Genomic DNA, 26,921 nt, shown 5'->3' on the forward strand with positions numbered 1-26,921 from the left:
CGCGACCGCGGCGGGCGGCTGGCACAGTGTGCGGGTGCAGCGGTGGGACGGACTGGCAGACGTGGACCCCGGTTTCGGCCCGTCGGTGGTCACCATCGGCAACTTCGACGGGGTGCACCGCGGGCACGTCGCCGTGCTGGAGCGGGTGGTGCGGGCGGCCCGCGAGCGCGCCGCCGCCGCCGTGGCGGTCACCTTCGACCCGCACCCGCTGCAGGTGCTCGTCCCCGAGCGGGCCCCCGGCCTGCTCACCGGGCTGGAGCACCGCCTGGAGCTGATGGCCGCCTGCGGCCTGGACGCGGTGCTCGTGCTGCCGTTCACGCGCGAGCTGGCCGGCTGGAGCCCCGAGCGCTTCGTGGCGGACGTGTTCGTCCGGGCGCTGGGGGCGGTCGAGGTCGTCGTCGGCCACGACGTGCGCTTCGGGCGCGGCAACACCGGCGACCTGACCACCCTGCGCGAGCTGGGGGAGCGGCACGGCTTCGCGGTGACCGCCCTGGACGACCTCGGCGACGACGGCGCCCCGCCGCGCTGGTCGTCCACGGCCGTGCGCGAGGCGCTGGCCGCCGGGGACGTCGAGCGCGCGGCGGCCGTGCTGGGGCACCCGCACCGCGTCAGCGCCACCGTCGTGCACGGCGACCACCGCGGCCGCGAGCTGGGCTACCCCACCGCCAACCTCTGCGCCGACGACGTCGAGGGCCTGGTGCCCGCGGACGGCGTGTACGCCGGGTGGCTGCACCGCCCCTCCGGCGAGCGCCTGCCCGCGGCGGTCTCGGTGGGCACCAACCCCACGTTCGACGGCGTCGAGCGCCGCGTGGAGGCGCACTGCGTCGACAGCACCGGCCTGGACCTGTACGGCGAGCGCGTCGCCGTGGACTTCCTGCACCACCTGCGCTCGACGCGCCGCTTCGACGGCGCGCAGGCCCTCGTGGAGCAGATGGGGCGCGACGTGCAGCGCTGCCGGGAGCTGCTCGGGCTCGTCTGAGCCCCTCGCGGTGCCCCCTGTGGCTGGGTGGGGTGGCCCGGTGGCGGGTGCTGCGGCCGGCTCTCCGCCCGCTGCGGGGTGCACCGGCTCGCCCGGGTGCGCGCGGCGGGCTCCGGACGCCGGCCTCCGCACCCGCCCCCGTCCCGTCGTCCCCACCGTGGGCGTCGTGGTGCCGGACCGCCGCCGCAGGTGCCGCTGGAGGAGCTCCCCGGCGCCCGGGACGCCAGCCGACCCCGGGACGCGGGCCCACCTCCGGAAGTCGGCCGCGACACGGCCGTCGCGGAGCGTCGCGCACCGGCTGGTAGCCTGGGCGAGCCGTTCGACCGGCCGCGGACCCAGAGAGCCCGGGTGGATCAGCCCCGGAGCACCGCGCAACGAGACTCAGGAGAGCACCGTGCCCCTCGATGCCGAGACCAAGAAGAAGATCATGGCCGAGTACGCCACGAGCGAGGGCGACACCGGCTCGCCGGAGGTCCAGGTGGCGATGCTCACCCAGCGCATCCGCGACCTGACCGAGCACCTCAAGACGCACCAGCACGACCACCACAGCCGCCGCGGGCTGCTGCTGCTGGTCGGCCAGCGCCGCCGCCTGCTGCAGTACATGGCGAAGAAGGACATCAACCGCTACCGCTCGATCATCGAGCGGGTCGGCATCCGCCGCTGAGGCGGCGCAGGGGCGGTCCCTCCGGGACCGCCCCTGCTGCACGTCGCGCCCCGGGCGGGTCCCCGGACCCGTTGCCGCGCGCGACCGCCCGACCCCGGGCAGACTCGGGGTGCTGACCGCAGCACTCCGTCAGCCGCACCGCGCAGCGTCGTGCCGGTCCTCGGTAGTGGCCTCCGGGCGCACAGCGCCCGTGGGCCTCGATCGAAGGCCGGACCGGCGGGGGGACGCCCCCCGCCGGGCACGCGCCGGTGCGAGAACCGCACCGATCACAGAGGAGGAACCCGTGGAGGGTCCCGAGATCACCGCCGCCGAAGCCGTCATCGACAACGGCTCGTTCGGCACCCGCACCGTCCGCTTCGAGACCGGCCGCCTGGCCAAGCAGGCCGCCGGCTCCGCCGCCGTCTACCTGGACGGCGAGTCCTTCCTGCTGAGCGCCACCAGCGCCGGCAAGTCCCCGAAGGACCAGTTCGACTTCTTCCCGCTGACGGTGGACGTCGAGGAGCGCAGCTACGCCGCCGGGAAGATCCCCGGCTCGTTCTTCCGCCGCGAGGGCCGCCCCTCGACCGAGGCGATCCTGACCTGCCGCCTCATCGACCGCCCGCTGCGCCCCAGCTTCGTCAAGGGCCTGCGCAACGAGGTCCAGGTCGTCGTCACCGTCATGGCGCTGCACCCCGACGACGCTTACGACGTCGTGGCCATCAACGCCGCGTCGCTGTCCACCCAGCTCGCGGGCCTGCCGTTCTCCGGCCCCGTCGGCGGCGTGCGCATCGCGCTGATCGACGGCCAGTGGGTCGCCTTCCCGCGCTACTCCGAGATCGAGCGGGCCGTCTTCGACATGGTCGTCGCCGGCCGCGTCGTCACCGCCGCGGACGGCACCGAGGACGTCGCGATCATGATGGTCGAGGCCGAGGCGACCGAGAACTCCTGGACGCTGGTCAAGGAGCAGGGCGCCGCCGCCCCGACCGAGGAGGTCGTCGCGCAGGGCCTGGAGGCCGCCAAGCCGCACATCGCCGCGCTCGTCAAGGCGCAGGCCGAGGTCGCCGCGAAGGCCGCCAAGCCCACCGCCGAGTTCCCGCTGTTCCTGGACTACCAGGACGACGTCTACGCCGCCGTCGAGCAGGCCGTCTCCGGCGACCTCGCCCAGGCGCTGGCGATCGCCGGCAAGCAGGAGCGCGAGAACCGCGTCGACGAGGTCAAGGCGCAGGTGCGCGAGTCGCTCTCCGAGCAGTTCGCCGGCCGCGAGAAGGAGATCTCCGCGGCCTACCGCGCGGTGCAGAAGAAGCTGATCCGCCAGCGCATCCTCACCGACTCCGTGCGCATCGACGGGCGCGGCCTGGCCGACATCCGGACGCTGTCCGCCGAGGTCGAGGTCCTGCCCCGCGTGCACGGCTCGGCCCTGTTCGAGCGCGGCGAGACGCAGATCCTGGGCGTCACCACGCTGAACATGCTGCGCATGGAGCAGCAGCTGGACACGCTGTCGCCGGTGACGCGCAAGCGCTACATGCACAACTACAACTTCCCGCCGTACTCCACCGGTGAGACCGGCCGGGTGGGTTCGCCCAAGCGCCGCGAGATCGGTCACGGCGCCCTGGCCGAGCGCGCGCTGGTGCCGGTGCTGCCGGCCCGCGAGGAGTTCCCCTACGCGATCCGCCAGGTCTCCGAGGCGCTGAGCTCCAACGGGTCCACCTCGATGGGCTCGGTGTGCGCCTCGACCCTGTCGCTGCTGAACGCGGGTGTGCCGCTGCGCGCGCCCGTCGCCGGCATCGCGATGGGCCTGGTCTCCGACACCGTGGACGGTGAGACCCGCTACGCGGCGCTGACCGACATCCTCGGAGCGGAGGACGCCTTCGGCGACATGGACTTCAAGGTCGCCGGCACCAAGGAGTTCGTGACCGCCATCCAGCTGGACACCAAGCTGGACGGCATCCCCGCCTCGGTCCTCGCCGGGGCCCTGACCCAGGCCCGCGACGCGCGCCTGCACATCCTGGACGTCATGGCCGAGGCCATCGACGCCCCCGACGAGATGTCGCCCACCGCACCGCGCATCATCACGGTGAAGGTGCCCGTCGACAAGATCGGCGAGGTCATCGGGCCCAAGGGCAAGATGATCAACCAGATCCAGGAGGACACCGGCGCCGACATCTCCATCGAGGACGACGGCACCGTGTTCATCGGCGCGGTCGACGGCCCCTCGGCGGAGGCGGCCCGCGCGGCGGTCAACGCGATCGCCAACCCGACGATGCCCGAGGTCGGCGAGCGCTACCTCGGCACCGTCGTGAAGACGACCACCTTCGGGGCGTTCGTCTCGCTGCTGCCCGGCAAGGACGGCCTGCTGCACATCTCGCAGCTGCGCAAGCTCTCCGGCGGCAAGCGCGTCGACAACGTCGAGGACGTCGTCGCGGTGGGCCAGAAGGTGCAGGTCGAGATCGCCGAGATCGACCCGCGCGGCAAGCTCTCGCTGGTCCCGGTCGTGGCCGAGGAGGACGCGCCGGCCGCCGAGGGTGCCGAGACCGCCGACGCCGCGACGGCCGACGCCTGACCGTGCCGGCCCACCACGACGTCCCCGGCCCCGTCGACCTCCCCACGGAGGCGGCGGGGCCGGGCCCCGTCACGACCACCCTGTCCGACGCGGACGGCGCGCTGGTGCGGCGCACCGTCCTGCCGTGCGGCGCGCGCGTGCTGACCGAGGCGATGCCCGGCCAGCGCTCGGCGAGCATCGGCTGCTGGGTGGGTGTCGGGTCCCGCGACGAGACCAGCGGGCACTACGGCTCCACCCACTTCCTGGAGCACCTGCTCTTCAAGGGCACCGAGCGCCGCGACGCGATGGACATCGCCACCGCGTTCGACGCCGTCGGCGGCGAGGCCAACGCCGCCACCGGCAAGGAGCACACGACCTACTACGCGCGGGTGCTCGACACCGACCTGCCGATGGCGATCGACGTCGTGACCGACATGGTCACCTCCGCCGTGCTCGACGACGACGACTTCAGCTCCGAGCGCGAGGTCATCCTCGAGGAGCTGGCGATGAACGAGGACGACCCCGGCGACCTCGCGCACGAGAGGTTCGCCGAGCTGGTGCTGGGCGAGCACCCGCTGGCACGCCCCATCGGCGGTACGCCCGAGACCATCCGGGCGGTGGGCCGCGACGACGTCTGGGCCCACTACCGCGAGCACTACCGCCCCTCGACGCTCGTGTTCACCGCCGCCGGCGGCCTGGACCACGAGGAGGTCGTGGAGGCGGTGCAGCGCGAGCTGTCCCGCGCCGCGGGCGACCTGCACGACGCCGCCCCGGCTCCGCGCCGCGTGTCCAGCGGCGTGGCGGGGGGGCTGGCGCAGGGCCGTGCCCTCGTCGTCGAGCGCGCCACCGAGCAGGCGCACGTCCTGCTGGGCACCACCGGGATCACCGCGACCGACGAGCGGCGCTTCACGCTGAGCGTCCTGAACGCCGTCCTGGGCGGCGGCATGAGCAGCCGGCTGTTCCAGGAGGTGCGCGAGAAGCGCGGTCTGGCGTACTCGGTGTACTCGTTCAACGCGAACTACGCCGACTCCGGCTACGTGGGCCTGTACGCCGGGTGCTCCCCGGCCAAGGCCGCCCAGGTCGCCGAGCTGATGCTCGCCGAGCTGGCGGAGCTGGCGGACTCGCCGATGGAGGCCGAGGAGCTGGAGCGCGGCATCGGCCAGCTCGCCGGCGGCATGGTGCTGGGCCTGGAGGACTCCGGCTCGCGCATGAACCGCCTGGGCAAGTCCGAACTGGTGCACGGGCAGTTCCTGGACGTGGACGGCGTCCTGGCCCGCCTGCGCGCCGTCACGGCGGAGGACGTGCGCGCCATGGCCGCGGACCTGCTCTCGCGGCCGCGCTCGATCACCGTGGTCGGTCCCTTCGCCGACGACACCGCGTTCCGCGCGGTGGTGCGGTGAGCACGCCCGGCGAACCGCTGCGCGTGGCGGTGGCCGGGGCGCGCGGGCGCATGGGCTCGCAGGCCTGCGCCGCCGTGCAGGCCGCGCCCGACCTGCACCTGGTGGCCGCCCTGGGCCGCGGCGACGACCTCGCCGCGGCCGCCGGCGCCGACGTGCTCGTCGACCTGACCGTCCCCGGCTCGGTGATGGGCAACGTGCAGTGGGCGCTGGAGCACGGGCTGCACGTGGTCACCGGCACCACCGGGTGGACCGACGAGCGTCTCGCGCAGGTCGAGGCGTGGCAGGGCGCCTCGGGCCGCAACGTCCTCATCGCCACGAACTTCGGCCTGGGCGCCGTGCTCGTCATGCAGTTCGCGAAGCAGGCGGCCCGCTTCTTCGAGTCCGTCGAGGTCGTCGAGCTGCACCACCCCGGCAAGGTCGACGCCCCCTCCGGTTCCGCGATCCGCACCGCGCAGCTGATCGCCGCCGCCCGCGCCGAGGCCGGGCTGGGCCCGTCCCCGGACGCCACCGAGCAGTCCCTGCCCGGTGCCCGCGGCGCCGTCGTGGACGGGGTGCACGTGCACGCGGTGCGGATGCGCGGCATGACCGCCCACCAGGAGGTCGTGCTCGGCGGGCCGGGGGAGACCCTGACGCTGCGCGACGACACCTACGACCGGGCCGCCTACATGCCCGGTCTGCTGCTGGGGGTGCGGCAGGTCGCCTCCCGCCCCGGCGTCACCGTGGGGCTCGAGCACTACCTCGACCTCGGCTGAGGGGGCGGCGTTGCGCACCAAGGTCGTCGTGGCGGTGTCGTGCGCGGCGCTGCTGTTCTACTTCGTGCTGCTCGGGCGGGTGGGCGTCGAGCTCATCGGCACCGGGAACTGGGCCGGCGTGCTCATCGGCGCCGCCGTCCTGGTGCTGCCCCTGGTGACCGCGTGGGCGGTGGCGCGCGAGCTGCTGTTCGGGCGCGCCACCGAGCGGCTGGGCCGCGAGCTCGCCGAGCGCGGTGACCTGCCCGCCGACGACCTGGAGCGCACCGCGACCGGTCGCGTCGACCGCGCCGCGGGGCAGGCGATGTTCGAGCGGTACCGCGCCGAGGTGGAGGCCGCGCCGGACGACCCGGGCGCCTGGTACCGCCTGGCCATCGCCTACGACGCGGCGGGCGACCGCCGCCGCGGCCGCGCCGCCGCCCGCCACGCCGTGAAGCTGCGCGCGCAGCGCTCCTGACACCCGGTGCGCTGCGGGCGCCCTCAGTGCGCTGCGCGCACCCGCTGGGCCGGTTCGCACCCGGGCGGCTGCGGGGGGCGCGGCAGCAGCGGCGCGCGCTCGCGCACCGGCAGGGTCACGGGGGAGCCGGTGCGGACCACGACCTCCTGGCCGGCGTGCCGCAGCCGCACCGAGGCCTCCGGCCCGTCGTGCACCTCGTACGTCGCCTCGTGGGCGCGCACGGTCACCCGCAGGGTGTTGCCGCGCCAGCGCACCGAGAACCGCAGCCGGGAGATGCCGTGCGGCAGCGCCGGGTCCAGGGAGAGCTCCCCGGCGGTGTCGCGCAGGCCCCCGAACCCCTGCACCAGCGCCATCCACGTCCCGGCCAGGGACGCGATGTGCAGGCCGTCGGCGGTGTTGTGGTGCAGGTCGCGCAGGTCGACGCTGGCGGCCTCGTACGTGTAGTCGTGCGCGAGCTCCAGGTGGCCTGCCTGCGCGGCCAGCACCGCCTGCACGCACGCCGACAGGGAGGAGTCGCGCACCGTGCGGCGCTCGTAGTAGTCGACGTCGCGGGCGAAGTCCTCCTCGCTGAAGCGGTCGCCGAACCAGAACAGCGCCATGCCCAGGTCGGCCTGCTTGCACACCTGGTGCCGGTACAGGTCGAAGTACGGCACGTTCAGCAGCAGCGGGTACTGGCGCCGGTGCTCGAAGTCCCACTCGGGCAGGCGGGTGAACCCCTCGTGCTGCTGGTGCACGCGCAACCGCTCGTCGTACGGCACGTGCACCGCGTGGGCCGCGTCGACCCACGCCGCCGCCTCCTCCAGGTCCACGCCGAGCTCGTGAGCCCGCTCCTGCCGGCGGCGCACGGCGGCGGCCGCGACGGACAGGTTGTGCGCGGCGGCCAGGTTGGTGAAGAGGTTGTCGTCGACCACCGCGGTGTACTCGTCGGGCCCGGTGACCCCGGCGACGTGCCAGCCGCCGTCGGCGTCGTGGTGCCCCAGCGACATCCACAGCCGGGCGGTCTGCACGAGCACCTCCAGGCCGCCGGCGGCCTCCAGGCCGTCGTCGCCGGTGACGACGCGGTAGCGCTCCACCGCGGCGGCGATGTCGGCGTTGACGTGGAACGCGGCCGTCCCGGCGGGCCAGTAGCCGGAGCACTCCTCCCCGCGGATGGTGCGCCACGGGAACGCCGCCCCGCGCAGGCCCAGTTCCTGCGCGCGCGCACAGGCCTTGTCCAGGGTCGTCGACCGCCAGCGCAGCGCGTCGCGCGCCGCGTCCGGGGCGGTGTAGGTGAGCACGGGCAGGACGTACGCCTCGGTGTCCCAGAAGATGTGCCCGTCGTAGCCCGGGCCGGTCAGGCCCTTGCCGGGGATGCCGCGCCCCTCGCTGCGCGCGCCCGCCTGCAGCACGTGGAACAGCGCGAACCGCACGGCCTGCTGCACCTCGGGGTCGCCCTCGACCTCCACGTCGGCGGCGTCCCAGAACGCGTCGAGGTACTCGCGCTGCTCGCGCACCAACCCCTCCCAGCCGGTGTAGCGGGCGCCGCTGAGGGCACCGGCCACCTGGTCGCGCAGCGCGGAGGACGAGCGCTGCGAGGACCAGCCGTACGCGAGGTGCTTGACCAGGCGGACCGGCTGCCCCGGCTCCGCCTTCACGACGAACGTGGTGCGCGCCCAGTCCTCGGAGGTGCTGGTCTGGCACTCCACCCGGCCGGCGGCCTCCAGGGTGTTGTGCATGCCGGCGGCCATCTGCAGGCCGCTGGCGCGGGTGCGGTGCACGAGCGTGGCGGACCGGGGGCCGTTGTCGCGCTCCACCGCCTCCAGCGGGGAGTTCAGGACGGCGGCGACGCGGGGGTCGCGCTTCTTCGCCGGCACGGCCTCGTTCGCGACGAGCTCCGACTGCAGGGTCAGGCGCACGGGGCGGTCCACGGCCTCCACGACGTACTCGATCGCGGCCACCGCGCGCTGCACGAACGAGACCAGGCGCGTCGAGCGCACCCGCACGCGCCGGCCGGCGGGGGAGACCCACTCCGCGGTGCGCGTCAGCGTGCCGGCGCGCAGGTCCAGGACGCGCTCGTGGGAGAGGACTTCGCCGTAGCGCAGGTCGAACGGCTCGTCCTCGACGAACAGGCGCACCAGCTTGCCGTTGGTGACGTTGACGACGGTCTGCCCGACCTCGGGGTAGCCGTACCCGGCCTCGGCGTACGGCAGCGGGCGGTCCTCGTAGAAGGAGTTCAGGTAGGTCCCCGGCGTCCCGTGCGGTTCACCCTCGTCGAGGTTGCCGCGCATGCCGATGTGCCCGTTGGACAGCGCGAAGACGGATTCCGTCTGCCCCAGCAGGTCCAGGTCCAGGCGGGTCTCCCGGACGTGCCACGGCTCGACGGGGAAGGTGTCCGGGCCGATCACCGGCTGCCCTCGTCGAGCAGCTCGGCCAGGTCCTGCACGACGACGTCTGCGCCGTGCTCGCTCAGGGCGTCGGCGTGCCCCACCCGGTCCACGCCGACCACCACGCCGAACGCCCCGGCGCGGCCGGCCTCGACACCGGACAGGGCGTCCTCGAACACCGCCGCGCGTTCCGGCCGCACCCCCACCCGGCGCGCGCCCTCCAGGAACGTGTCGGGGGCGGGTTTGCCGGCCAGGCCCAGCTCGCGCAGCGTCACGCCGTCCACCCGGTCCTCCACGAGCTCCGCCAGGCCGGTCACCTCCAGCACCTGGCGCGTGTTCGCGCTGGAGGACACCACGACCCGGCGCAGCCCGGCGTCGCGGGCCGCCTGCAGGTACCGGCGCGAGCCCTCGTACACCTGGACCCCGTCGGTGGCCAGGCGGTGCAGCAGGTCGGCGTTCTTGGCGTTGCCCAGGCCGCTGACCGTCTCGGTGCCCGGCGGGTCGTCGGGGGAGCCCTCCGGCAGGGTGATGCCACGGCTGGCGAGGAAGTCGCGCACCCCGGCGGCGCGCGGCTTGCCGTCGACGTGGGCGCGGTAGTCGGCGTCGGGGTCGAAGGGCACGAACTCCTCCCCGGTCCGGGCGGCGCGCTCGCGCAGGTAGCCGTCGAACGCGGCCGTCCAGGCCGCGTTGTGCACCGCCGCGGTGTCCGTGAGGACACCGTCCAGGTCGAACAACAGCGCCTCGATGCCGTCCGGCAGTCCCAGCACGTCGCCTCTCCTCCCCGCGGGGGTCGGTCCGCCCGCGCCCCGACCCTAGGCGGACCGGGCCGGCGGTGCAGTCCGGCTCGCGCGCCCACCACCGGGGTGGTTCACACCGGCCGGGGACGGGTACGTGCTGGGCAGAGCACCACCGGAACAGCACCGCGAGGGGTGGGACCACCCGCCCGGGGAGGAGGACGGCGTGAGCGACCGCCCGGGGAGCCACCCCGCCGCTCGAGCCGGGGAGGAGCCCGCGCGACGACGCGGGACGCACCCCGCCGGCGTCCTGGTCAGGCTCGGCGACACCACCGGCACCGTCGCCGACCCGGCCGAGGACGTGCGGGGCCGGCGCGTGCTGGACGGCGCCGGCGCCGAGCTGGGCACCGTCGACGACCTGCTGGTGGACGGCGAGCAGCAGCGGGTCCGCATGCTGCGCCTGAAGCACGGCGGCGTCCTCGGCATCGGCGCGGAGGTCTCCTTCGTGCCGGTGGAGGCGATCACCGCGACCACCGACGAGGAGGTGCGCGTGGACCTCGACCGCGAGCGCGTCTCCGGGGCCCCGCGCTACGACCCGGACCTGGCCGACCAGTCGGAGTTCTACGACTCCCTGTACGGCTACTACGGCTACGCGCCCTTCTGGGGACCCGGCTACGTCGCCCGGCCGTGGCCGTACCCCGGCGCCGACCCGGTCTGAGCCGCCACCGCCCGCCCGCGGTGCTGCGCGCCGAACGCGGGTAGGGGAGGGGCATGTGGTTCGACTCCTGGTCCGATCTCGGACGCGTGCTCGCGGTGGGCGCCTGCGCCTACGTCACCGTCGTCGTCGTGCTGCGCCTGTCCGGCAAGCGCACCCTGGCCAAGCTCAACGCGTTCGACCTCGTCGTGACGGTCGCGCTGGGCTCCACGCTGGCCACGATCCTGCTCAGCTCCGACGTCTCCTGGGCGGAGGGGGCCGTGGCCCTCGCCCTGCTGGCCGGGCTGCAGTTCGCCGTCGCGTGGACGACCAGCCGCCTGCCGCGGGCGCGCAGCGCGGTGACGGCCCGGCCGACGCTGCTGCTGTCGCACGGCGTGGTGGACGAGGAGGCGCTGCGGCAGCAGCGGGTGACCCTGAGCGACGTGCGCCAGGCCGTGCGCGCCAGCGGCAGCGGTGCCCTGGAGGACGTCGCAGCCGTCGTCCTCGAGGGCGACGGGACGCTCAGCGTCGTGTCGGCCTCGAAGTTCGGCAGCGGGTCCGCGCTCGCCGACGTCCCCGGTGCCCGGCGGGCCACCCGGCCGGGCGGCGAGTGACGCGGGGCCCGGCGGGGTAGGACAGGAACGTGCCCGCGACACCCGAACCCGAGAGGGGACGACCGTGAACCTGAACCCGGCCATCCGAGACCGCCCCAGCCCGATCACCGCCGCGGGCGGGCGCAAGGGAGCGTGGTTGAGCGTCCTGGACCAGGGCGCGAAGCTGCTGCAGTCGGCGCCACCCCTGAAGGGTTTCGACGTCTACGTCGCGGGGCTGCACTGCGCCAAGGGCGACGCCGGCATGCAGATGGAGGCGCACCACTTCTGCAAGGTCGTCAACGACGACCTCCTCCAGTGCACGATCTTCGACGGGAACACCGCCGACGCCAACCTCATCGGCATCGAGTACATCGTCTCCGGGGAACTGTTCGACACGCTGCCGGAGGACGAGAAGGACTACTGGCACCCGCACAACTACGAGGTGTTCTCCGGTCAGCTGTCCGCGCCCGGCCTGCCGCAGAAGGTCGAGACGTCCCTGATGAAGCAGCTGGTGAACTCCTACGGCAAGACGTGGCACACCTGGCACACCGGCACGCACGGGAACCCGGGGATGGACCTGCCGATGGGGGACGCGACGCTGATGTGGTCGTTCAACCGCGACGGTGAGGCCGACGAGGGCCTGCGCACCGGGTTCGAGGAGGCCATGGGCGTGGACTCCGAGGCCAAGCGCCCGGACCGGCAGTCCCTGCTGCCGCTGGCCCGGCCGCAACGCGGCGTGGACGAGATGAGGGACGACTTCACCGGCACGACCCCGGTGCCCGGCGTCGTCGACGTGGACGCACCCCGGTGAACGTGCTCAGCCCGTGCCGGTCCGCCGGCGCGGGCTGAGCCACCAGCCGAACGCCGCCTCCACCGCGTCGACCGGCACCTCGTGCCCCCCGTCGAACTCCCGGTGCTCCACGTCACGGCCGCTGCGGCGCAACCGCGGGACGACGACCCGGCTCGTGCGGTCGATCGGCAGGACGCGGTCGGCGGTGCCGTGGGAGACGAAGCACCGTGGTCGCCGGCCGGGGGCGCCGTCGACGACGAACCCGGGGGAGAAGGCCGTGACGGCCTCCACGGTGCCCGGGTTCGCCAGTCCGACGGTCAGGGCGTAGGAGGCCCCGTCGGAGAAACCGCCCAGGCACAGCGCACCCGGGACGAGGTCCAGGTGGGCGAGGGTTCCCGCCAGGGCGCGGCGCAGCGCGCCGACGTCCGGACCGGGCTCGCCGACCACCACGTCCCACGTGTACTCGCTCGACCGCGGCGCCAGCACGGCGACACCGTGGTGCTCGGCGGCCTCGCCCACCAGGCCCAGGGACTGCTGCGGGGTTCCGCCGGAGCCGTGGAAGAACACCAGCAGCGGCACCGGGCCGTCCGCCGCGGCGCGGGGCACGGCCAGCAGCGCGTCGTGGCGGCCGGCGGGCACCGCGAGCGTCCCGCGCACCGGTGCCGGAGCCGGGGGCGCGCTGCGCGCGGGCATGGCCCCGAGGTCGAAGGGCCCTCGCAGCGCCGGTTCCCGGGCGCCGTCCTCGTCGTCCCCCTCGCCGGACACGGTGGCCTCCGCTCAGTCGTCCCGCTGCGTGGGCTGTGCGCCCCGCCGTCCCAGTCTGCGGTCCGTGGCGTTCGCAGGCACCCGCGGGCACGCGCGGGCACCCGCGGGCTCCCGGGGTCGGCCGACGGCGGGTCGACTGGCGGATCACCGGGGCGCGCAGCATCGTGGCGGGCACGACGGTCGAACCCTGGCCGGTCGTGGTGCGGTGCCGCAGCCGCGGGGAAGGGGGCGTCGTGACCGAGGGGCGGGACCGGGAGCAGCCGGAGGCCCAGGAGGGCGACGTCCTCCTGCGCGCCCTGCGGAGCACCGTGGGCAGGGAGAGCACGACCTTCGGGTTCTCCATCCTCGTCACGGTGACGTTCGGGCTGCTGCAGGCGACCGAGGGCTCTCCGGACGTCTGGCGCGTGTTCCTGTACGCGTTCGGCGCCGTCATGTCCTTCACGCTCCTGGAGGGGGCGCTCTCCAAGGGTTTCCGGGGCCCCATGCCGCAGCACCGCACCAGGACGCTGGCACTGGGCACCAGCCTGAACATCGTCTCCGTGCTCGCGGCCCTCGGGGTGGCGTACCTGATGGCGCGGTGGCTCGACCACGTCGCGCTCTGGGCCGTGGCCCCGTTCGTCGCCGGCGTGGTGTACCTCGTCGTCGAGAGCGCGGAGGCGGCCGGCGCGGAGAGGCTGCTCACGTCGGCGGGGGACCGCAAGGCGGGGGAGGTGTCCGACGAGTAGGTCCTCCGGGCCGTGCACGGGCTCGGTGGGAGCCGCCACTCACCCAGCCCGTCGCCGCACGGCAGCCCCGCTCCGCGACGATCAGCGCCCGGCCCCCGGTGCGCAGCGCTCAGCGCAGCCGCACGGGGACCGCGTCGACGGGGGTGTGGAACGGGGCGTGCGGCTTGCTGCGCAGGACGGCGTCGTGCTCGCAGGAGGCCAGGTGCACCCGTCCGCCGTCGTCGGTCTCCAGCCGGTCCGAACCGGTGCCCTCGTCGACGACGGTGGCCGCCACGGCCTCGTCGTCGAGGGAGGGGTCGCGCAGCGCCGCCGTGGAGACGCTGCACCAGCGGCGCGAGGCCAGCGGGCGGTAGAACAGCCGCTCGCCGTCCGCCGAGATCGCGGTGCCGTCCGCGCCCATCCACACCGGCTGGGTGGAACCGTCCCGCGAGCGCTCCAGGAACGGCCTGCCCTCCACCACGGGGCGGAACCTCGACAGCGGTTCGGCCTTCGTGGAGGGGGGCTCGTGCAGGCGGCGCCGGGCGCTCCCCGTGGCCAGGTCCACGACGATCAGGGCGTTGGGACCGGAGTCCGAGGAGTCGGTGATGTGCGCCGTCCCCGCCTCGCCGGCGCGCAGGTCGACACGCACGAGCTTCGGGCCGCCGGGGCTGGTGGGGGCGAACCCCCGGGGGTGTCGACGGCTCCGAGAGCACTCACGCGGGCTGACCCGGGTGCAGCAGCACCTTCGTCCACCCGTCGACGCGGTCGTCGAAGTTGCGGTACCCCTCAGGTGCCTGTTCCAACGGCAGCTCGTGGGAGACGATGAACCCGGGCTTCGCCCGCCCGGCGGTGATGAGGTCGCGCAGCTGGCGGTTGTAGCGCATGACGGGTGCCTGGCCGGTGCCCATGGACAGGCCCTTGGTGAAGAAGGTCCCGTAGTCCCAGCCGATGCGGCCCTGCTTCGCGCCCTCGGTGGCCGCGCCCGGGTCCTGCGGCATGTAGACGCCCACGACGCCGATGCCGCCGGTGCTGCGGACGACCTTCACGAGGTTGTCGAGCACCAGTTCGGGGTGCTCGTCGCCGGCGGGGTCGTGGGCCTGGTACCCGACGGCCTCCACGCCGCGGTCGACGCCGCGCCCCTTCGTCGCCTCGGTGATCTGCTCGACCGGGTCGGACGCGGAGAAGTCGACGCCGATCGCGCCGATGCTCTCGGCCAGCGCGAGGCGGTCCTTCTCCTTGTCCACGACGAACACGCGGGAGGCGCCCTTGATCAGGGCGCTGTGCGCGGCCATGAGCCCCACCGGGCCGGCGCCGAACACCGCGACATCGTCGCCGGGGACCATCCCGGACAGCTCCACGCCGTGCCAGCCGGTGGGGAAGATGTCGGAGAGCATCGTGAAGTCGTTCTCGTGCTCGGTGCCCTCGGGCAGCTTCAGCAGGTTGAAGTCCGCGAACGGCACCCGCAGGAACTCCGCCTGCCCGCCGTCGTACGGGCCCATGTTGGCGTACCCGTAGGCGGCGCCGTCCATGCCCTCGTTCGGGTTCACCCGCAGGCAGAACGACGTCCAGCCGTGCACGCAGTTGCGGCAGGTGCCGCAGGCGATGTTGAAGGGCACCGAGACGCGGTCACCGACCTCGACGCGGTCCACACCGTCGCCGACGGCCTCGACGACGCCCATGTTCTCGTGGCCGAGGACCTTGCCCTCCTCCACGGTCGTGCGCCCCTCGTACATGTGCAGGTCGGAGCCGCACACGTTCGTGGTGGTGATGCGGACGACCGCGTCCGTGGGGTTCTCCACGCGGGCGTCGGGGACCTCCTCGACGGCGACGGTCTTCGGGCCTCGGTAGACGACAGCCTTCACGGTTCTCCTCCTGTGGACGTGGTGGTCGGGTCGGTCCTCGGTCGGGCGAGGTGCGCGGGTCAGTCGGCGATCGGCTGCCGCTCGGGCACGACGAACACGGTGACGCGCTCCGTCTTGATCTGGTCGGGCGGGTGGGGGCCGCCCTCGTGCTCCTGCGACAGCTCGTCGATCCGGTCGCGCGCGGCCTGGCCGCGCTCCACGTCCCCGACCGTGCCGCGGACCTCGGCGTAGCGGTACGGGTTCTGCTCGTCGCGGATGGCGATCGTCACGAGGGCGTCGCGCTCGAGGTCGTGGAACTCCTGCCGGTGGTCCTCGGTGTTGACGTACAGCCGGTCGCCGTCGACGCCGGCCCAGATGCACTGCGTCTGGATGCGCCCGCTGGGCAGCGGGGTCGAGATGGCCGCGAAGTCGTGCCCGTTCGCCGGCTCACGGGTGGTGGGGTGCAGTTCCGGTCCGTCCTTCGTGTCGGCCACGACCGCCTCCTACCCACCATCCCCGTGGTCATGCGCTCCCGTGCGGTCCGAGGATCGGCTGCCGTCCCGAGTGGTGGCGGGCCGGGGTGGCCACCACGATCGCCGACGTGGACGTCGTCGTGCTGCTCGGCCTGCTCGTGCTGGGGATCGTGGTGCTCACGCCCCTCGCGGAGCGGATCGGGGTACCGCAACCCGTGGTCCTCACCGTCTACGGGCTCCTGCTGGCCCTCGTGCCGCAGGTGCCCTCTCCTCGCCTGCCGCCGGAGGTGATCCTGCCGCTGGTGCTGCCGCCGCTGCTGTTCGCCACGACGCAGCGGGGGTCGCTGAAGGAGTTGCGGCGCGACGCCGGCTCGGTGGTGTTCCTCGCCGTCGGGCTGACGCTGCTGAGCGCGCTCGCCGTGACCCTCGTCGCCCACGCGTTCGGCCTGCCGTGGGCGGTGGCCGTGGTGCTGGGCGCGATCGTCGCCCCGCCCGACCCCGTGGCGGCCACCGCCGTGGCGCGCCGGTTGCGGCTGCCGCCGCGGCTGGTGACGGTGCTGGAGGGGGAGGGGCAGTTCAACGACGCCACCGCGCTGACGCTGTACTCGGTGGCCCTGGTCGCGGTGACGAGCGGCAGCGTCGGGGTGGGGGAGATCGGGTGGCACCTGTTCCTGGAGGTCGTCGGCGGCACCGCGATCGGCCTGGCCGCCGGACTGCTGGCCCGCTGGGCGCTGGCACGCCTGCACGACGCCTCGGTGGAGACCACGGTGACGATCGCGCTGCCCTTCGCGGCCTACCTCGTCGCCGACGAGGTGCAGGCGTCCGGGGTGCTGGCCGTCCTGGCGGCGGGGCTGCTGCTGCGCGCCCGGGGCGCCGGGGCCACCACGTCGCGCGGCTGGCTGCTGGGGCGCGCGGTGTGGCGCTACGTCGACTTCGCCGTGACCGGGTTGCTGTTCGGTTTCCTGGGGATCGAGCTCACCACGGCCCTGCAGAACACCTCCCAGCTGGGGAACACCCACGCCGTCGCCCTCGCCGGCACCGTCGTGGCCGTGCTCATCGCGCTGCGCTTCGCGGTGGTCAACACGGCCTCCGCGTTCGAGGGGCGGCGTGCCCGCCGGCGCGGCTCGGCCACCCCGGCCGGCTGGCGGGAGGCCACCGTCGCCTCGTGGGCGGGCATGCGCGGCGTGGTCACCGTCGCCCTGGCCCTCGCCCTGCCGGTGACGGGCGCTGACGGCGGCTTCCCGTACCGGGCGGAGGTGGTCCTCGTCGCCCTGGTCACCGTCCTGGTCACGCTCATCGCGCAGGGCCTCACCCTCGCCCCGCTGGTGCGGCGCCTGCACGTCGCGGGCCCCGGGTCCGAGGACGCCGACGTGCGGCGGCTGCGCCGCGAGGCGACCGCGGCGGCGCTGCGCGCCGTCGAGGGCCCCGGCCCCGAGGTTCCCGAGCGCGCCCGGGCGACCGCGGCCGCGCGCTACCGCGCACGCCTGGCGCACGACGAGTCGGTGGCCGCGCTGGTCGACGAGGGCGAGGAGGAGCCCGGGGTGCTGGACGCCCTCGACCGCCTGCACGTCGCGGCCCTGGACGCAGAGCGCGAGACCGTCCTGGAGGCCCGCCGCACCGGCGCGGTCAGCCCCGACGCCGCGGACGAGGTCCTCTTCGAGGTCGAGGCGCGCGCGTCCCGCTACGAGTGAGGCGCCCGCGGGGTGCGGCGGCCCGGCCCGGCCCGCGCGGCCGTCTGGAGCGGCGCGCCCGGGCCGGGACGCGTACCGTGCGCAGCGGTGGTGGCCCCGGGGCCGGCGCGGTCCCGCACGAGGGGTCCGCCGCCGTGCGCGGGCGAGCACGCCCGGGTCGAGCGGCCGGCCCCGCCGAGCAGTCACGACATCCCCTCCAGGAGGACCACCATGACCGACCAGCCCACCCGCACCGCCGGTCAGCTCGTCGACGAGCTGACCTCCGACACCGCCTCCCTCGTGCGCGCCGAGGTCCGCCGCGGCCAGCAGGAGATGATCGCCAAGGCGAAGGAGGCGTCGAAGGGCGCGGCGCTGCTCGGCGGCGCCACCGCCCTGGGGGCGCTCGCGGCCGGCACGTCCGCCGCCTTCGTCGTGCGGACCCTCGGCAAGGTCGTGCCCGCGCCCAGCGCCGCGTTCCTGGCGACGCTCCTGTACGGCGGTGGCGCCGCCGCCCTCGCCGCCGCGGGTGTGGCGGAGCTGAAGCGGGTGGGCTCGCTGCTGCCCGAGGAGACCCTGGCCAGCGTCCGCGAGGACGTGCGCGCGGCGCGCCCCGGTGCGGAGGCGGGCACCACCGCCTGACCCCCGGCCCCCGGCCTCCCGCCCCGTGACAGGAACCGCGTGACGACCACGACCGCCCGCACCGCCGCCCCCGCCGCACCGACCCGCCGCGGCACGCGGTGGGCCGACCTGGCCGTGGCCGGCGCCTGCCTGGTGCACCTGTGGCTGTGCTGGCGGCTGCGCGGCTTCGTCACCGACGACTCCTGGATCAGCGTCCGCTACGCGGAGAACCTCGCCGCCGGCCACGGCTTCGTGTGGAACCCCGGCGGTCCGGCCGTGGAGGGCGCCAGCAACCCGCTGCTGGTGGGCCTGGAGGCGCTGGCCGCCCTCGCCGGGCTCCCGGCACTCCGCACCGCCCGGGTGCTGGGGGTCGTCGCCGGGGTCACGTGCGTCCTGCTCGTCGGCCTGCGCGGCCGTGTGCTCGCGGGTGCTCCCGCGGCCGCGGTGGGGGCCCTGCTGGTCGGCTGCAGCGCGCCGTTCGCCGCGTGGGCCGTGGGCGGGCTGGAGACGCTGCTGGTCGCCGCGGTGCTGACGACGGCGGTGCTGGAGCTGGCCCGGCCCCGCGGCGGCAGCGCGGCCCTGGCCGGTGGCGCTCTGGCGCTGCTGCCCTGGCTGCGCCCGGAAGGGCTCGTGGTCGCCGCCGCGGTCGTGGCGTGCAGCGAGGGCCCCGGGCTGCTGCGCAGCGCCACCCGCCGGGCGGCGCTGCGCCGGTGCGCGTGGGTGGTCGCGGTCCCCGTGGCCTCCCAGGCGGTGCTGGAGGCGGGACGGCTCCTCGTGCACGGGCACCTGCTGCCGAACTCGGTGCTCTACAAGTCCGGCACCGGTGAGGGCGCCACGGTCCTGGTCAAGTTCCTCGAGCAGGGCGCGCTCGTCGTCGTGCTCGCCGCCGCCGGCACCGCCCTGGCCACCGGTCGGGCCCGGTTGCTCGCGGTGGCCCCGCTGGTGCACGCGGTGGGGTCCCTCGGGACGCTGGACAGCGCCAACGGCTACAGCCGCTTCTTCATGCCGGTGTGGCCGCAGCTGGCCCTGCTGGCGGGGGTGGCCGTGGCGGCGCTGCTCGCCCTGCGGGGGCGCTGGGGCCGGCCGGCCGCGGCGGCGACCAGCGCCGCGACCGCCGCGGTGAGCGCCGCGCTCCTGCTCGCCGGTCCCGGCGCCGAACGTGCGGTGCGCTCGTCGGCGCAGGAGTACACCGCGTGCAAGGTGGCCGCCCGGGAGGGGGTGGCGGCCTGGCTGCGCACCACGCCCCCGGGCACCGTCTTCGCCGTCTCCGACGCCGGGCTCGTACCCGCCCGGGCCGGCGGACGCACGGCCGTGGACTCCTTCCTGCTCAACGACCCGCTGATCCAGGAGACCGGGCCGCTGCCGTCCGCCCAGCGCGCCCGGATCGTCCTGGAGCGCGGGCCCGACGTGCTCGTCCTGGTCAGCCGCGAGGCCGGGCGCTTCGTCGCCGGCTACCCCACCGACGCCCGGCTGCACGAGCTGGGCACCGCGTCCGGGTACCGGCTGCAGCACGTGTCGTCCGGGCGGGGTGCCGGGTGCCGCTACCACTTGACGGCCCTCGCGCGGTGAGGCCGTGAGCGGCGGCTCGCGCGCCGCCGCGGGGGCGGTGCACCCGGCGGTGTGGCGCACGGCCGCGCTGGTGCTGTGGCCGCTGGCGGCCGGCACCCTCCTGCACCTCCTCGTGGAGTCGGCCACGGGGGAGGCCGGGGACCTGCGCATCCTGTGGCGCAGCGCCGCGAGCCTGGCCTCCGGCGGGCCCCTGTACGACCCCGGGCACGAGTACCTGTACCCGCCGGTCAGCGGCTGGGTGCTCGCCCCGCTGGGCCTGGTGCCCTTCCGGGTGGCCGGCACGCTCGTGGCCGCGGCCTCGGTGGCGGCCGTGGTGCTCAGCGTCCTGCTGCTGCTGCGCACCACCGCCGGGGTGCGGCTGCGCACGCCGCAGGGGTCGGCGCTCGCGGCGGGCACCCTGCTGCTGGTGGCGCTCAGCCGGCCGGTCGCGGGGCTGCTGCGCCTGGGCAACGTCGACCTGCTGCTCCTGCTGGTGCTGACCGTGGCGATCGTCCTGCTCGGACGGGGCAGGGACGCGCCGGCCGGACTGCTGCTGGGCGCCGCCTGCGCCGTCAAGCCCGTGCTGCTGCCGGCGCTGGTGGCGCTGCTGCTGCTCGGGCGCACCCGGGCCCTGGCGGCCGGTGGTGCGGCCCTGCTGGCCCTGACCGCTGCGGGCTTCCTCACCGTCCCCGATGCGGCGGTGTTCACCCGCGACGTCCTGCCGCTGCTGGCCGCGGGGAACCGGGCCGAGCTGGCCCCGTACGACCGGTCCGTCAGCGGCGCGGTGGACCAGCTGGGACTGCCCGCACCCGTGGGGCTCGCGCTGCGGGCCGCGGTGCTCGCCGCCGCCTGCTGGCTGGCGCGGCGGTGCCGCGGGCGGCCGCGCGCGGCGGCGGAGGCGCTGCCGCTCGTGCTGGTCGGCTCCTTCGCCGCGGCCTCCTTCGCGTGGGCGGACTACGGCGCCTACCTGCTGCCGCTGCTGTTCACGGTGGGGCGCGCCGACTCCCTGGTGCGGGCCTGGCCGGCGTGGGCGGGCGTGTACCTGGCGGCCACCACGGACGCCTGGCACGTCCAGCAGCTGCCGCAGGCGCCGGACACGCTGCTGCGGCTGGTGCCGCTGTGGGGGTGGCTGCTGGTGCTCGGCACGTGCGTCGTGCGGGAGCTGCGCGGCCGGGGGGACGTGCGGGGACGCCCCGACCCCTGACGCTCGCCCGGACGGGGGCGCCGGACGTGGCACCATGCACGGGAGTCGAACTCCGACTGTCCGACGGGTGAACGCAGAGGTCGCCGATGCGCGAGGTCCCCAGCACGTCCAGCACGTCCAGCGAGCTCGGCAGGGCCGCACCCCGCCGTGCCGCCGCACCCGGGCGGGTGGCTCCCGAGGCGGTGGGCCGCACCCCCCGGCTGGGGAGCTGGTCGCTGATGGTGGCCGTCGCGCTGCTCACCGGCGGGCTGGCCGTCGTGGCGTCGCTGGCCCTGGGCATCCGGTTGCGCGACCCGGACGGCTTCCTCGGTCCCAGCTACGTGCGGCTGCCCGCGCTCGTCGTGGGCTTCCTGCTGGCGGACCTGCTGCCCCGCCTCGCGCTGCGGGTCCGGGCGGCGGCCCGCGCCGGGGAGCAGCGTGCGGCGGCTGCGCGCGCGGTGCTGCACGAGCGGCTCACGTCGACGCGGCTCGCCCACGTGCTGGTGGGGCTGATCAGCTTCTACGTCACCTACGTCGGGTACCGGAACCTCAAGAGCTACCTGCCGTTCCTGCGGGACGAGCTGCACGACGGCGACCTGCTGCGGCTGGACGAGCTCATGGCCTTCGGCGCCGACCCCGGGCAGCTCGCGCACGAGCTGCTGGGCACGACCGTCGCCGCGCACGTGCTCTCCGCGGTGTACCTGTTCTTCCTGTTCTTCGTCCCGTTCTCGCTGGCGCTGGCGCTGGTGTGGGTCCGCGACCCGCGCGACGGCTACTGGTACGTGACCGCCCTGGGGCTGAACTGGGCCCTGGGGACGGCCTCGTACTACCTGGTGCCCAGCCTCGGCCCCGTCTACGCCGACCCGGGCGTGTACGCGGACCTGCCGGAGACGGGGGTGTCGGACCTGCAGGCGAGCCTCATGACGTCGCGGGTGCTGGTGCTGGCCGACCCCTTCAGCACGAACCGCATCCACGGCATCGCCGCGTTCGCCTCGCTGCACGTCTCGATCGTCCTGACGGCCGCGCTCGTCGCCCAGTTCATGCGCCTGTCCCGGGTGGTGCGCTGGGCGCTGTGGCTGTTCGTCGCGCTGACCGCCGTGGCGACCGTCTACTTCGGCTGGCACTACCTCGTCGACGTGCTCGGCGGGGTGGTCGTCGCCGGGCTGTCGGTGTGGCTGGCGGCGCTGGGCACGCGGGGCTGGCGGCAGCGGGCACGCTCGTCGCCCACCGCTCCCGCCGGCCCCGCGGGCGGCTGAGGTCAGCTCACCGCCAGCTCACCGAGCTCCACCTGCAGGGTCTGCTCCTGCCCGGCGCGCTGCACCGTGACGTCCACCGTCTGGCCCACCTCCAGGTCGGCCAGCACCGCGGACAGGTCCGCGGTGCTGCTCACCCGCTGGTCGCCGACGGCGGTGATGACGTCGCCCTCGCGCAGCCCCGCGGCCTCGGCGGCACCACCCGGTTCCACCCCCACGACACCCACGCCGGCGGGCTGCCCCGAGGAGTCGGCGACCGTGGTCACCGTGACACCCAGGGCGGCACGGTTGGTGTCGGTGACCTCGCCGTCCTCGATGAGCTGCGGGGCCACGTCCTTGACGGTGTTGGAGGGGATGGCGAAACCGATGCCGGGCGCGGCTCCGCCCCCACCGGCCGGGCTGGTGGCGGCCAGCGTCGGGATGCCGATGACCTCGCCCTGCATGTTCACCAGCGCCCCGCCGCTGTTGCCGGGGTTGATGGCCGCGGAGGTCTGGATCGTCCCCGGGAGCGTGGCTCCCGCCGGCGCGGCCTCGCTCGGCGGCTCGGACACGGTGCGCCCGGTGGCCGAGACGATGCCGTCGCTGACGCTGCTGGACAGGCCCAGCGGGTTGCCCATGGCCAGCACGAGGGTGCCGACCTCCACGGCGTCGGAGTCGGCCAGCGTCGCCGGTTGCAGCTCGGGGGCGCCCTCCACCCGGATCACCGCCAGGTCGTTCTGCGGGTAGGTGCCCACCAGCGTCGCCGGGTACGAGGTCGCCGAGTTCGCGAACTGCACCTCGAACTCGGTGGCGGTGCCCACCACGTGGGCGTTGGTGACGATGTTGCCGTCCTCGTCGAGCACGACGCCGCTCCCCAGGCCGTTGGTGGTGCGGATCTCCACCACCGAGGGCAGGACGTCGCTGATGACCTGCTGGTACGACTCCTGCAGGGTCTGCGCCGGCGAACCGGCCGCCGAGCCGTCGGGCGAGCTGGACGCCTCGGCCGCGGCGGCGCTGGTGCCGGCCGGCGCCCCGGACCCGCCGCTGTCGCCGGTGCACCCCGCGATCGCCAGGGGGACGAGCAGGAACCCCGCCATCGCGGCGCGGCGGCGCCGGCGGTCGTGCGTCCCGATCTCGGGGCGGGCGGTGGTCGAGGTGCTGCTCACGGATGCTCCCATCGTGGTGGGGACCTCGCGCCCGGCGCGGGGGCCCCGGTGCCGACGTGACCTTTGCAGGACGTCAATCCTGCTGTTCAGCGCGCTCGACCGCCACCGGACCGGTGCTCAGCCCTGCGTGGTGCCGCGCTCGGCGGTGCCTCCGCGCGGGACGGGAGCGTCGCGCCCGGACGGCCCCAGGTCGGCCGGGTGGGCGCCGCCGAGGTGGCGGGCGGTGTTCACCAGGCCGACGAGGCTGAAGGCCTGCGGCGTGTTGCCCAGGTGCCGGCGCGCGACCGGGTCGTACTCCTCGCTGAGCAGGCCCAGGTCGTTGCGCAGGTCCAGCAGCCGCTCGAACAGCTGCCGGGCCTCCTCGCGGCGGCCCGTGCCGTGCAGGGCGTCGGCGAGCCAGAAGGTGCAGATCAGGAAGGTGCCCTCCTCACCGGCCAGCCCGTCGCCCCCGTCCGTCCCGGTGTCGTAGCGCAGCAGGAACCCGTCCCGCTCCAGCTCGCGCTGCACCGCGTCGACGGTGCCGACCACGCGGGGGTCGTCCCACGGCAGGAAACCGACCTCGGGGATGAGCAGGGTCGCCGCGTCCAGGCCCCGCGAGCCGTAGGACTGCGTGAAGGTGCCCCGCGCGGCGTCGAAACCCTGTTCGCACACCTCGGCGTGGATCTCCTCGCGCACCCGCCGCCAGGCGTCCACGGGCCCGTCCAGGCCGAACCGCTCGACCGCCTGGACGCCGCGGTCCACCCCCGCCCAGGCCAGCACCTTGGAGTGCACGAAGTGCCGCCTCGGCCCGCGGACCTCCCACAACCCGTTGTCGGGTGTGCGCCAGTTGCCCTCCAGGTGCTCCAGGAGCGCCTTCTGCAGGTCCCAGGCCGTCTCGTCCGGCTCCAGGCCCGCGCTGCGGGCCACGTGCAGCCCGTCGAGGACCTCGCCCCACACGTCGAGCTGGAGCTGGTCGGCGGCGGCGTTGCCGATCCGCACCGGCCCGGAACCCTCGTACCCGCCGAGCCAGGGCAGCTCGTGCTCCGGCAGCCGCCGGGTGCCGTCGATGCCGTACATGATCTGCAGCTTCGACGGGTCGCCGGCCACGGCGCGCAGCAGCCACTCGCGCCACGCCTTCGCCTCCTCCACGAACCCCGTGCCGAGCAGCGACTGGAGGGTGAACGTCGCGTCGCGCAGCCAGGTGAACCGGTAGTCCCAGTTGCGGGTGCCCCCGATCTGCTCCGGCAGCGAGGTCGTGGCCGCGGCGACGATGCCACCGGTGGGGGCGTACGTCAGCGCCTTCAGCAGGACCAGGGACCTGCGCACCGCCGCCGTCCAGCGCTCGGCCGTGGCCGGTTCCCCGCGCAGGTCGCGCGGGTCGTAGCGGAAGCTGCCCAGCCACTCGTTCCAGTACGACTCGGTGCCGGCCAGGGCCTCCTGCGCGTCCACGGGCTCGGGTTCACCGGTCCACGACGGCGTGTGCGTCAGCACGAACGGCACCCGGTCGCCGGGTTGGACCGTGAACTCCGCACGGGTGGAGAACCCCTCCCCGTGCAGGGGCACGGGGGTGTGCAGGTGGGCGGCGTCGGGGCCGGCGACCGCGCGCAGACCGCCCTCGGTGCGCCGGACCCACGGCACGACGCTGCCGTGGTCGAAGCGCAGCCGCAGGTCCATCGACACCTGGACGCGCCCGCTGACGCCCTCCACGACGCGCACCACGTCGGGGGCCTGCCCGCGCGGCGGCATCAGGTCCACCACCCGCACCGCGCCCTCGGGGGTGTCCCACTCGCTCTCCAGCACCAGCGCGTCACCCCGGTAGCGGCGCCGCGTGCAGTCCCCGGCCCCGGTGGGCGCGATGCGCCAGCGCCCGGCGTCGGCGTCCCCCAGCAGCGCGGCGAAGCACGCGGGGGAGTCGAAGCGGGGCAGGCACAACCAGTCGATCGATCCGTCGCGGCCGACCAGGGCCGCCGTCTGCAGGTCGCCGATCAGCCCGTAGTCCTCGATGAGGGCCACCGGTCCTCCTCTCGTCGGTGTGCTGCGGTGCGCTGGCCACCCTCTCGTGCGCGAGCCGTCAGCGCTCGGGGGACTCCTGCGGCGGTGGGGTGGGGACCACCGAGACCGCCCCCTTCGCCTCGAAGATCGCCAGGTGCACCGACGACGTGCCCGGGTGCCCCTGCTGGCGCATGATCGCCTCCAGGTCCGTGGGGGTCAGGCCGCAGCGGCGCATGTTCCGCTGGTCCACGACGCCGTCGCGCACCAGGACGCGCAGCGGCGGGTCGACGAGGCGGCGCACGGGGTCCAGGAAGCGCAGCCGGGCGATCGCGCTGTGCACCGCGAAGATCGCCAGCAGCACCGCGGCGCCGGTGAGCCAGGAGGTGTCCGACGCCGTGGCCGAGCGGCCCACCACGGCGCCCACGGCGACGGCCGCGACCCAGTCGAAGGGGGCGAACGCGGCCAGCGTCCGCCGCTCGGAGATGCGGAACAGCGCCAGGGCGGTCGCGAAGAGGGCGACGCCCTTCACCGCCGCCCACGCGGCCACGCGCCAGTCGCCCAGCAGCGCCTCGTGGGCGGTCACATGGCTTCCTTGATGCCCTTGCGGATGAGCCACACGTTGGCCGGCACGGAGGTGAAGAACCCGATGACCATGCCGACCTGCATGAGGAACCAGTAGGCGGCGTCGTCGGGCCGCAGCGGGTGCTCCGGGAAGAACACGAAGCGCATGAGCGCCATCCAGGCGAACAGCCCGATCTCGAAGGTGATGAGCGAGAGGATGTCCGCCTTGGTGGCCTGCTTGACGCCCTCGCGCACGCCGAGGCCGCGCATGGGGGCGATGGCGAAGTACTGGAACGCCAGGCCCAGCAGGACCGCCAGGACGAAGCTGCCGACGTACTCGGCAAAGATCTCGTGCCCGAACAGCGTCAGGCCCAGCAGGAACACGCCGGTGGCGGCGATGACGTCGCCGATGGTGCAGCCGGCGCCGCAGTGGCTGACCCCGGTGGCGACGGTCGCCCAGCCGGGCTTCTCGGGCGCCTGGTCGCGGTCGTGCTCCTGCAGCCACCGGTGCGACTTCTTCCGCCCGAAGCGGTAGTAGCCCCACACCGCCACGGGGCCGAAGTACAGGGCGGTGACCGGCCAGACGATCTCCATGACCTTCATGTGCTGGCGGTAGCCGCGGGCGTAGGTGTCGACGAGGATCACGGCGGCGCTCGCGAAGGCGGCGGCCAGGGCGATCCAGGAGACGACGGTGAGCCAGGTCGGTGGCACGGGGTGCTCCTCCGTCTCGGTCGGGTGCGGTTGTCGTCCGCGCAGATGCTTGCGCAAACGCAATGGACGCGCACCCTGGAGCGGCGGGCGCCAGGGGCGCATGCCCCCCCGGCGCCGGGGGTACGGGGAAGGCATGAGCCCTCACGAGCGCCGCGACCCGACCACCCGCCCGGTCGACCCGTCGGTCCCCGCGGGGCAGCCCCGCGGCCGCACCGGGGACGAACCGCGCACCGCCCGCTCCCCGCTGACCCTGCGCCTGCTGCTGGCGGCGTTCGGGGCCCTGGTGTGCGCCGTGTTCGCCGTGCTGTGGCTGACGGCGGACGAGCCGCCGGGCGGCAGCAAGGGCCCCGGCATCGTGCTGCTGGGACTGGCCGTCGTCGCCGTCGTCGACCTCGTCGTCGTCGCGCGGCGCCTGCGCCGCGGCAGAGCGCGACGGGTCTGAGGCCGGGCGCGAGGGCTGCGGGGGGGGGGGGGGGGGGGGGGGGGGGGGGGGGGGGGGGGGCGGCGCGGGGCGGGGGGGGGGGGGGCGCGGGGTGG

Annotated in this window: 26 protein-coding genes; 16 read left to right on the top strand and 10 right to left on the bottom strand. The window is 75.1% G+C overall.

All coding sequences use genetic code 11. The annotated features are described in order from the left end of the window. Nucleotides 1-34: 34 nt before the first annotated feature. The 6 genes from ACRYR9_RS00880 to ACRYR9_RS00905 all read left to right on the top strand — a co-directional run bounded on the left by ACRYR9_RS00880 (nt 35) and on the right by ACRYR9_RS00905 (nt 6,767). On the top strand, nt 35-979 hold the full coding sequence (locus ACRYR9_RS00880) for a bifunctional riboflavin kinase/FAD synthetase (protein WP_432491762.1): 945 nt from the start codon (nt 35-37) through the stop codon (nt 977-979). Between the two features lie 394 nt (nt 980-1,373). Beyond that, complete coding sequence (gene rpsO, locus ACRYR9_RS00885) at nt 1,374-1,643, top strand: 30S ribosomal protein S15 (RefSeq protein WP_337060991.1); 270 nt, start codon at nt 1,374-1,376, stop codon at nt 1,641-1,643. A 283-nt stretch (nt 1,644-1,926) separates the two neighbouring features. Continuing rightward, complete coding sequence (locus ACRYR9_RS00890; protein ID WP_432491764.1) at nt 1,927-4,182, top strand: polyribonucleotide nucleotidyltransferase; 2,256 nt, start codon at nt 1,927-1,929, stop codon at nt 4,180-4,182. Between the two features lie 2 nt (nt 4,183-4,184). After that, nucleotides 4,185-5,561 carry a M16 family metallopeptidase gene (locus tag ACRYR9_RS00895; RefSeq protein ID WP_432491766.1) on the top strand — a complete coding sequence of 459 codons (1,377 nt, stop codon included), beginning with the start codon at nt 4,185-4,187 and terminating at the stop codon, nt 5,559-5,561. Beyond that, the gene (dapB, locus tag ACRYR9_RS00900) at nt 5,558-6,313 is read left to right on the top strand and encodes a 4-hydroxy-tetrahydrodipicolinate reductase (RefSeq protein ID WP_432491768.1); all 756 of its coding nucleotides are present in this window, start codon (nt 5,558-5,560) and stop codon (nt 6,311-6,313) included. Before ACRYR9_RS00895 ends, dapB begins: the two co-directional genes overlap by 4 nt. A gap of 10 nt (nt 6,314-6,323) precedes the next feature. After that, complete coding sequence (locus ACRYR9_RS00905) at nt 6,324-6,767, top strand: hypothetical protein (protein WP_432491770.1); 444 nt, start codon at nt 6,324-6,326, stop codon at nt 6,765-6,767. Between the two features lie 23 nt (nt 6,768-6,790). On the opposite strand, the gene ACRYR9_RS00910 is transcribed toward ACRYR9_RS00905, so the two are convergent. Together ACRYR9_RS00910 and ACRYR9_RS00915 are read right to left on the bottom strand one after the other, a co-directional pair. Then, a complete protein-coding gene (locus ACRYR9_RS00910) occupies nt 6,791-9,151 on the bottom strand; it encodes a glycoside hydrolase family 65 protein (protein ID WP_432491772.1) in 2,361 nt (786 codons plus the stop codon). After that, on the bottom strand, nt 9,148-9,897 hold the full coding sequence (locus tag ACRYR9_RS00915; protein ID WP_432491774.1) for a beta-phosphoglucomutase family hydrolase: 750 nt from the start codon (nt 9,895-9,897) through the stop codon (nt 9,148-9,150). Before ACRYR9_RS00915 ends, ACRYR9_RS00910 begins: the two co-directional genes overlap by 4 nt. A gap of 193 nt (nt 9,898-10,090) precedes the next feature. Here ACRYR9_RS00915 and ACRYR9_RS00920 point away from each other — a divergent pair, with 193 nt between their 5' ends. The 3 genes from ACRYR9_RS00920 (at nt 10,091) to ACRYR9_RS00930 (ending at nt 11,962) form a co-directional block, all read left to right on the top strand. After that, entirely contained in the window at nt 10,091-10,582 is a 492-nt protein-coding gene (locus ACRYR9_RS00920; protein ID WP_432491776.1) for a PRC-barrel domain-containing protein, read from the top strand. A gap of 53 nt (nt 10,583-10,635) precedes the next feature. Then, nucleotides 10,636-11,172, top strand: coding sequence for a DUF421 domain-containing protein (locus tag ACRYR9_RS00925; RefSeq protein ID WP_432491778.1), 537 nt, complete (start codon nt 10,636-10,638; stop codon nt 11,170-11,172). 70 nt (nt 11,173-11,242) lie between these two features. Continuing rightward, the gene (locus ACRYR9_RS00930) at nt 11,243-11,962 is read left to right on the top strand and encodes an OBAP family protein (protein WP_432491836.1); all 720 of its coding nucleotides are present in this window, start codon (nt 11,243-11,245) and stop codon (nt 11,960-11,962) included. Nucleotides 11,963-11,968: 6 nt separating this feature from the next. Here ACRYR9_RS00930 and ACRYR9_RS00935 read toward each other — a convergent pair whose 3' ends face one another. Beyond that, nucleotides 11,969-12,706: an alpha/beta hydrolase gene (locus tag ACRYR9_RS00935; RefSeq protein WP_432491780.1), complete on the bottom strand. Its 738-nt coding sequence runs from the start codon at nt 12,704-12,706 to the stop codon at nt 11,969-11,971. Nucleotides 12,707-12,939: 233 nt separating this feature from the next. Here ACRYR9_RS00935 and ACRYR9_RS00940 point away from each other — a divergent pair, with 233 nt between their 5' ends. Beyond that, complete coding sequence (locus tag ACRYR9_RS00940; RefSeq protein WP_432491782.1) at nt 12,940-13,431, top strand: hypothetical protein; 492 nt, start codon at nt 12,940-12,942, stop codon at nt 13,429-13,431. 109 nt (nt 13,432-13,540) lie between these two features. Here the strand turns inward: ACRYR9_RS00940 and ACRYR9_RS00945 are convergent, their stop codons facing one another. The 3 genes from ACRYR9_RS00945 to ACRYR9_RS00955 form a co-directional block, all read right to left on the bottom strand. Next, nucleotides 13,541-14,059 carry an L-dopachrome tautomerase-related protein gene (locus ACRYR9_RS00945; protein WP_432491784.1) on the bottom strand — a complete coding sequence of 173 codons (519 nt, stop codon included), beginning with the start codon at nt 14,057-14,059 and terminating at the stop codon, nt 13,541-13,543. 64 nt (nt 14,060-14,123) lie between these two features. After that, complete coding sequence (locus tag ACRYR9_RS00950; protein ID WP_432491786.1) at nt 14,124-15,272, bottom strand: glutathione-independent formaldehyde dehydrogenase; 1,149 nt, start codon at nt 15,270-15,272, stop codon at nt 14,124-14,126. A gap of 59 nt (nt 15,273-15,331) precedes the next feature. Continuing rightward, complete coding sequence (locus tag ACRYR9_RS00955; protein ID WP_432491788.1) at nt 15,332-15,745, bottom strand: pyridoxamine 5'-phosphate oxidase family protein; 414 nt, start codon at nt 15,743-15,745, stop codon at nt 15,332-15,334. An 86-nt stretch (nt 15,746-15,831) separates the two neighbouring features. Here ACRYR9_RS00955 and ACRYR9_RS00960 point away from each other — a divergent pair, with 86 nt between their 5' ends. From ACRYR9_RS00960 to ACRYR9_RS00980, 5 genes are all read left to right on the top strand, one after another. Continuing rightward, nucleotides 15,832-17,415 carry a cation:proton antiporter gene (locus tag ACRYR9_RS00960; RefSeq protein ID WP_432491790.1) on the top strand — a complete coding sequence of 528 codons (1,584 nt, stop codon included), beginning with the start codon at nt 15,832-15,834 and terminating at the stop codon, nt 17,413-17,415. 210 nt (nt 17,416-17,625) lie between these two features. Next, nucleotides 17,626-18,033 (top strand): phage holin family protein, encoded by a 408-nt coding sequence (locus ACRYR9_RS00965; RefSeq protein WP_432491792.1) that lies wholly within the window; start codon nt 17,626-17,628, stop codon nt 18,031-18,033. 39 nt (nt 18,034-18,072) lie between these two features. After that, nucleotides 18,073-19,581 (top strand): hypothetical protein, encoded by a 1,509-nt coding sequence (locus ACRYR9_RS00970; protein ID WP_432491794.1) that lies wholly within the window; start codon nt 18,073-18,075, stop codon nt 19,579-19,581. A 4-nt stretch (nt 19,582-19,585) separates the two neighbouring features. After that, entirely contained in the window at nt 19,586-20,764 is a 1,179-nt protein-coding gene (locus ACRYR9_RS00975) for a glycosyltransferase 87 family protein (protein WP_432491796.1), read from the top strand. Nucleotides 20,765-20,850: 86 nt separating this feature from the next. Then, a complete protein-coding gene (locus ACRYR9_RS00980) occupies nt 20,851-21,999 on the top strand; it encodes a phosphatase PAP2 family protein (RefSeq protein ID WP_432491798.1) in 1,149 nt (382 codons plus the stop codon). 2 nt (nt 22,000-22,001) lie between these two features. Here the strand turns inward: ACRYR9_RS00980 and ACRYR9_RS00985 are convergent, their stop codons facing one another. The 4 genes from ACRYR9_RS00985 to ACRYR9_RS01000 all read right to left on the bottom strand — a co-directional run bounded on the left by ACRYR9_RS00985 (nt 22,002) and on the right by ACRYR9_RS01000 (nt 26,384). Further along, nucleotides 22,002-23,141 (bottom strand): S1C family serine protease, encoded by a 1,140-nt coding sequence (locus ACRYR9_RS00985; protein ID WP_432491800.1) that lies wholly within the window; start codon nt 23,139-23,141, stop codon nt 22,002-22,004. A 117-nt stretch (nt 23,142-23,258) separates the two neighbouring features. Then, nucleotides 23,259-25,133, bottom strand: coding sequence for a glycoside hydrolase family 15 protein (locus ACRYR9_RS00990; RefSeq protein WP_432491802.1), 1,875 nt, complete (start codon nt 25,131-25,133; stop codon nt 23,259-23,261). 58 nt (nt 25,134-25,191) lie between these two features. Then, the gene (locus ACRYR9_RS00995) at nt 25,192-25,695 is read right to left on the bottom strand and encodes a DUF421 domain-containing protein (RefSeq protein ID WP_432491804.1); all 504 of its coding nucleotides are present in this window, start codon (nt 25,693-25,695) and stop codon (nt 25,192-25,194) included. Beyond that, a complete protein-coding gene (locus tag ACRYR9_RS01000; RefSeq protein WP_432491806.1) occupies nt 25,692-26,384 on the bottom strand; it encodes a DUF4396 domain-containing protein in 693 nt (230 codons plus the stop codon). Before ACRYR9_RS01000 ends, ACRYR9_RS00995 begins: the two co-directional genes overlap by 4 nt. Before the next feature lie 133 nt (nt 26,385-26,517). Between ACRYR9_RS01000 and ACRYR9_RS01005 the strand changes: the two genes are divergently transcribed. Beyond that, complete coding sequence (locus tag ACRYR9_RS01005) at nt 26,518-26,826, top strand: DUF6343 family protein (RefSeq protein ID WP_432491808.1); 309 nt, start codon at nt 26,518-26,520, stop codon at nt 26,824-26,826. Nucleotides 26,827-26,921: the final 95 nt, after the last annotated feature.

It is taken from the genome of Kineococcus auxinigenes (assembly GCF_050871525.1).
Classification (GTDB): domain Bacteria; phylum Actinomycetota; class Actinomycetes; order Actinomycetales; family Kineococcaceae; genus Kineococcus.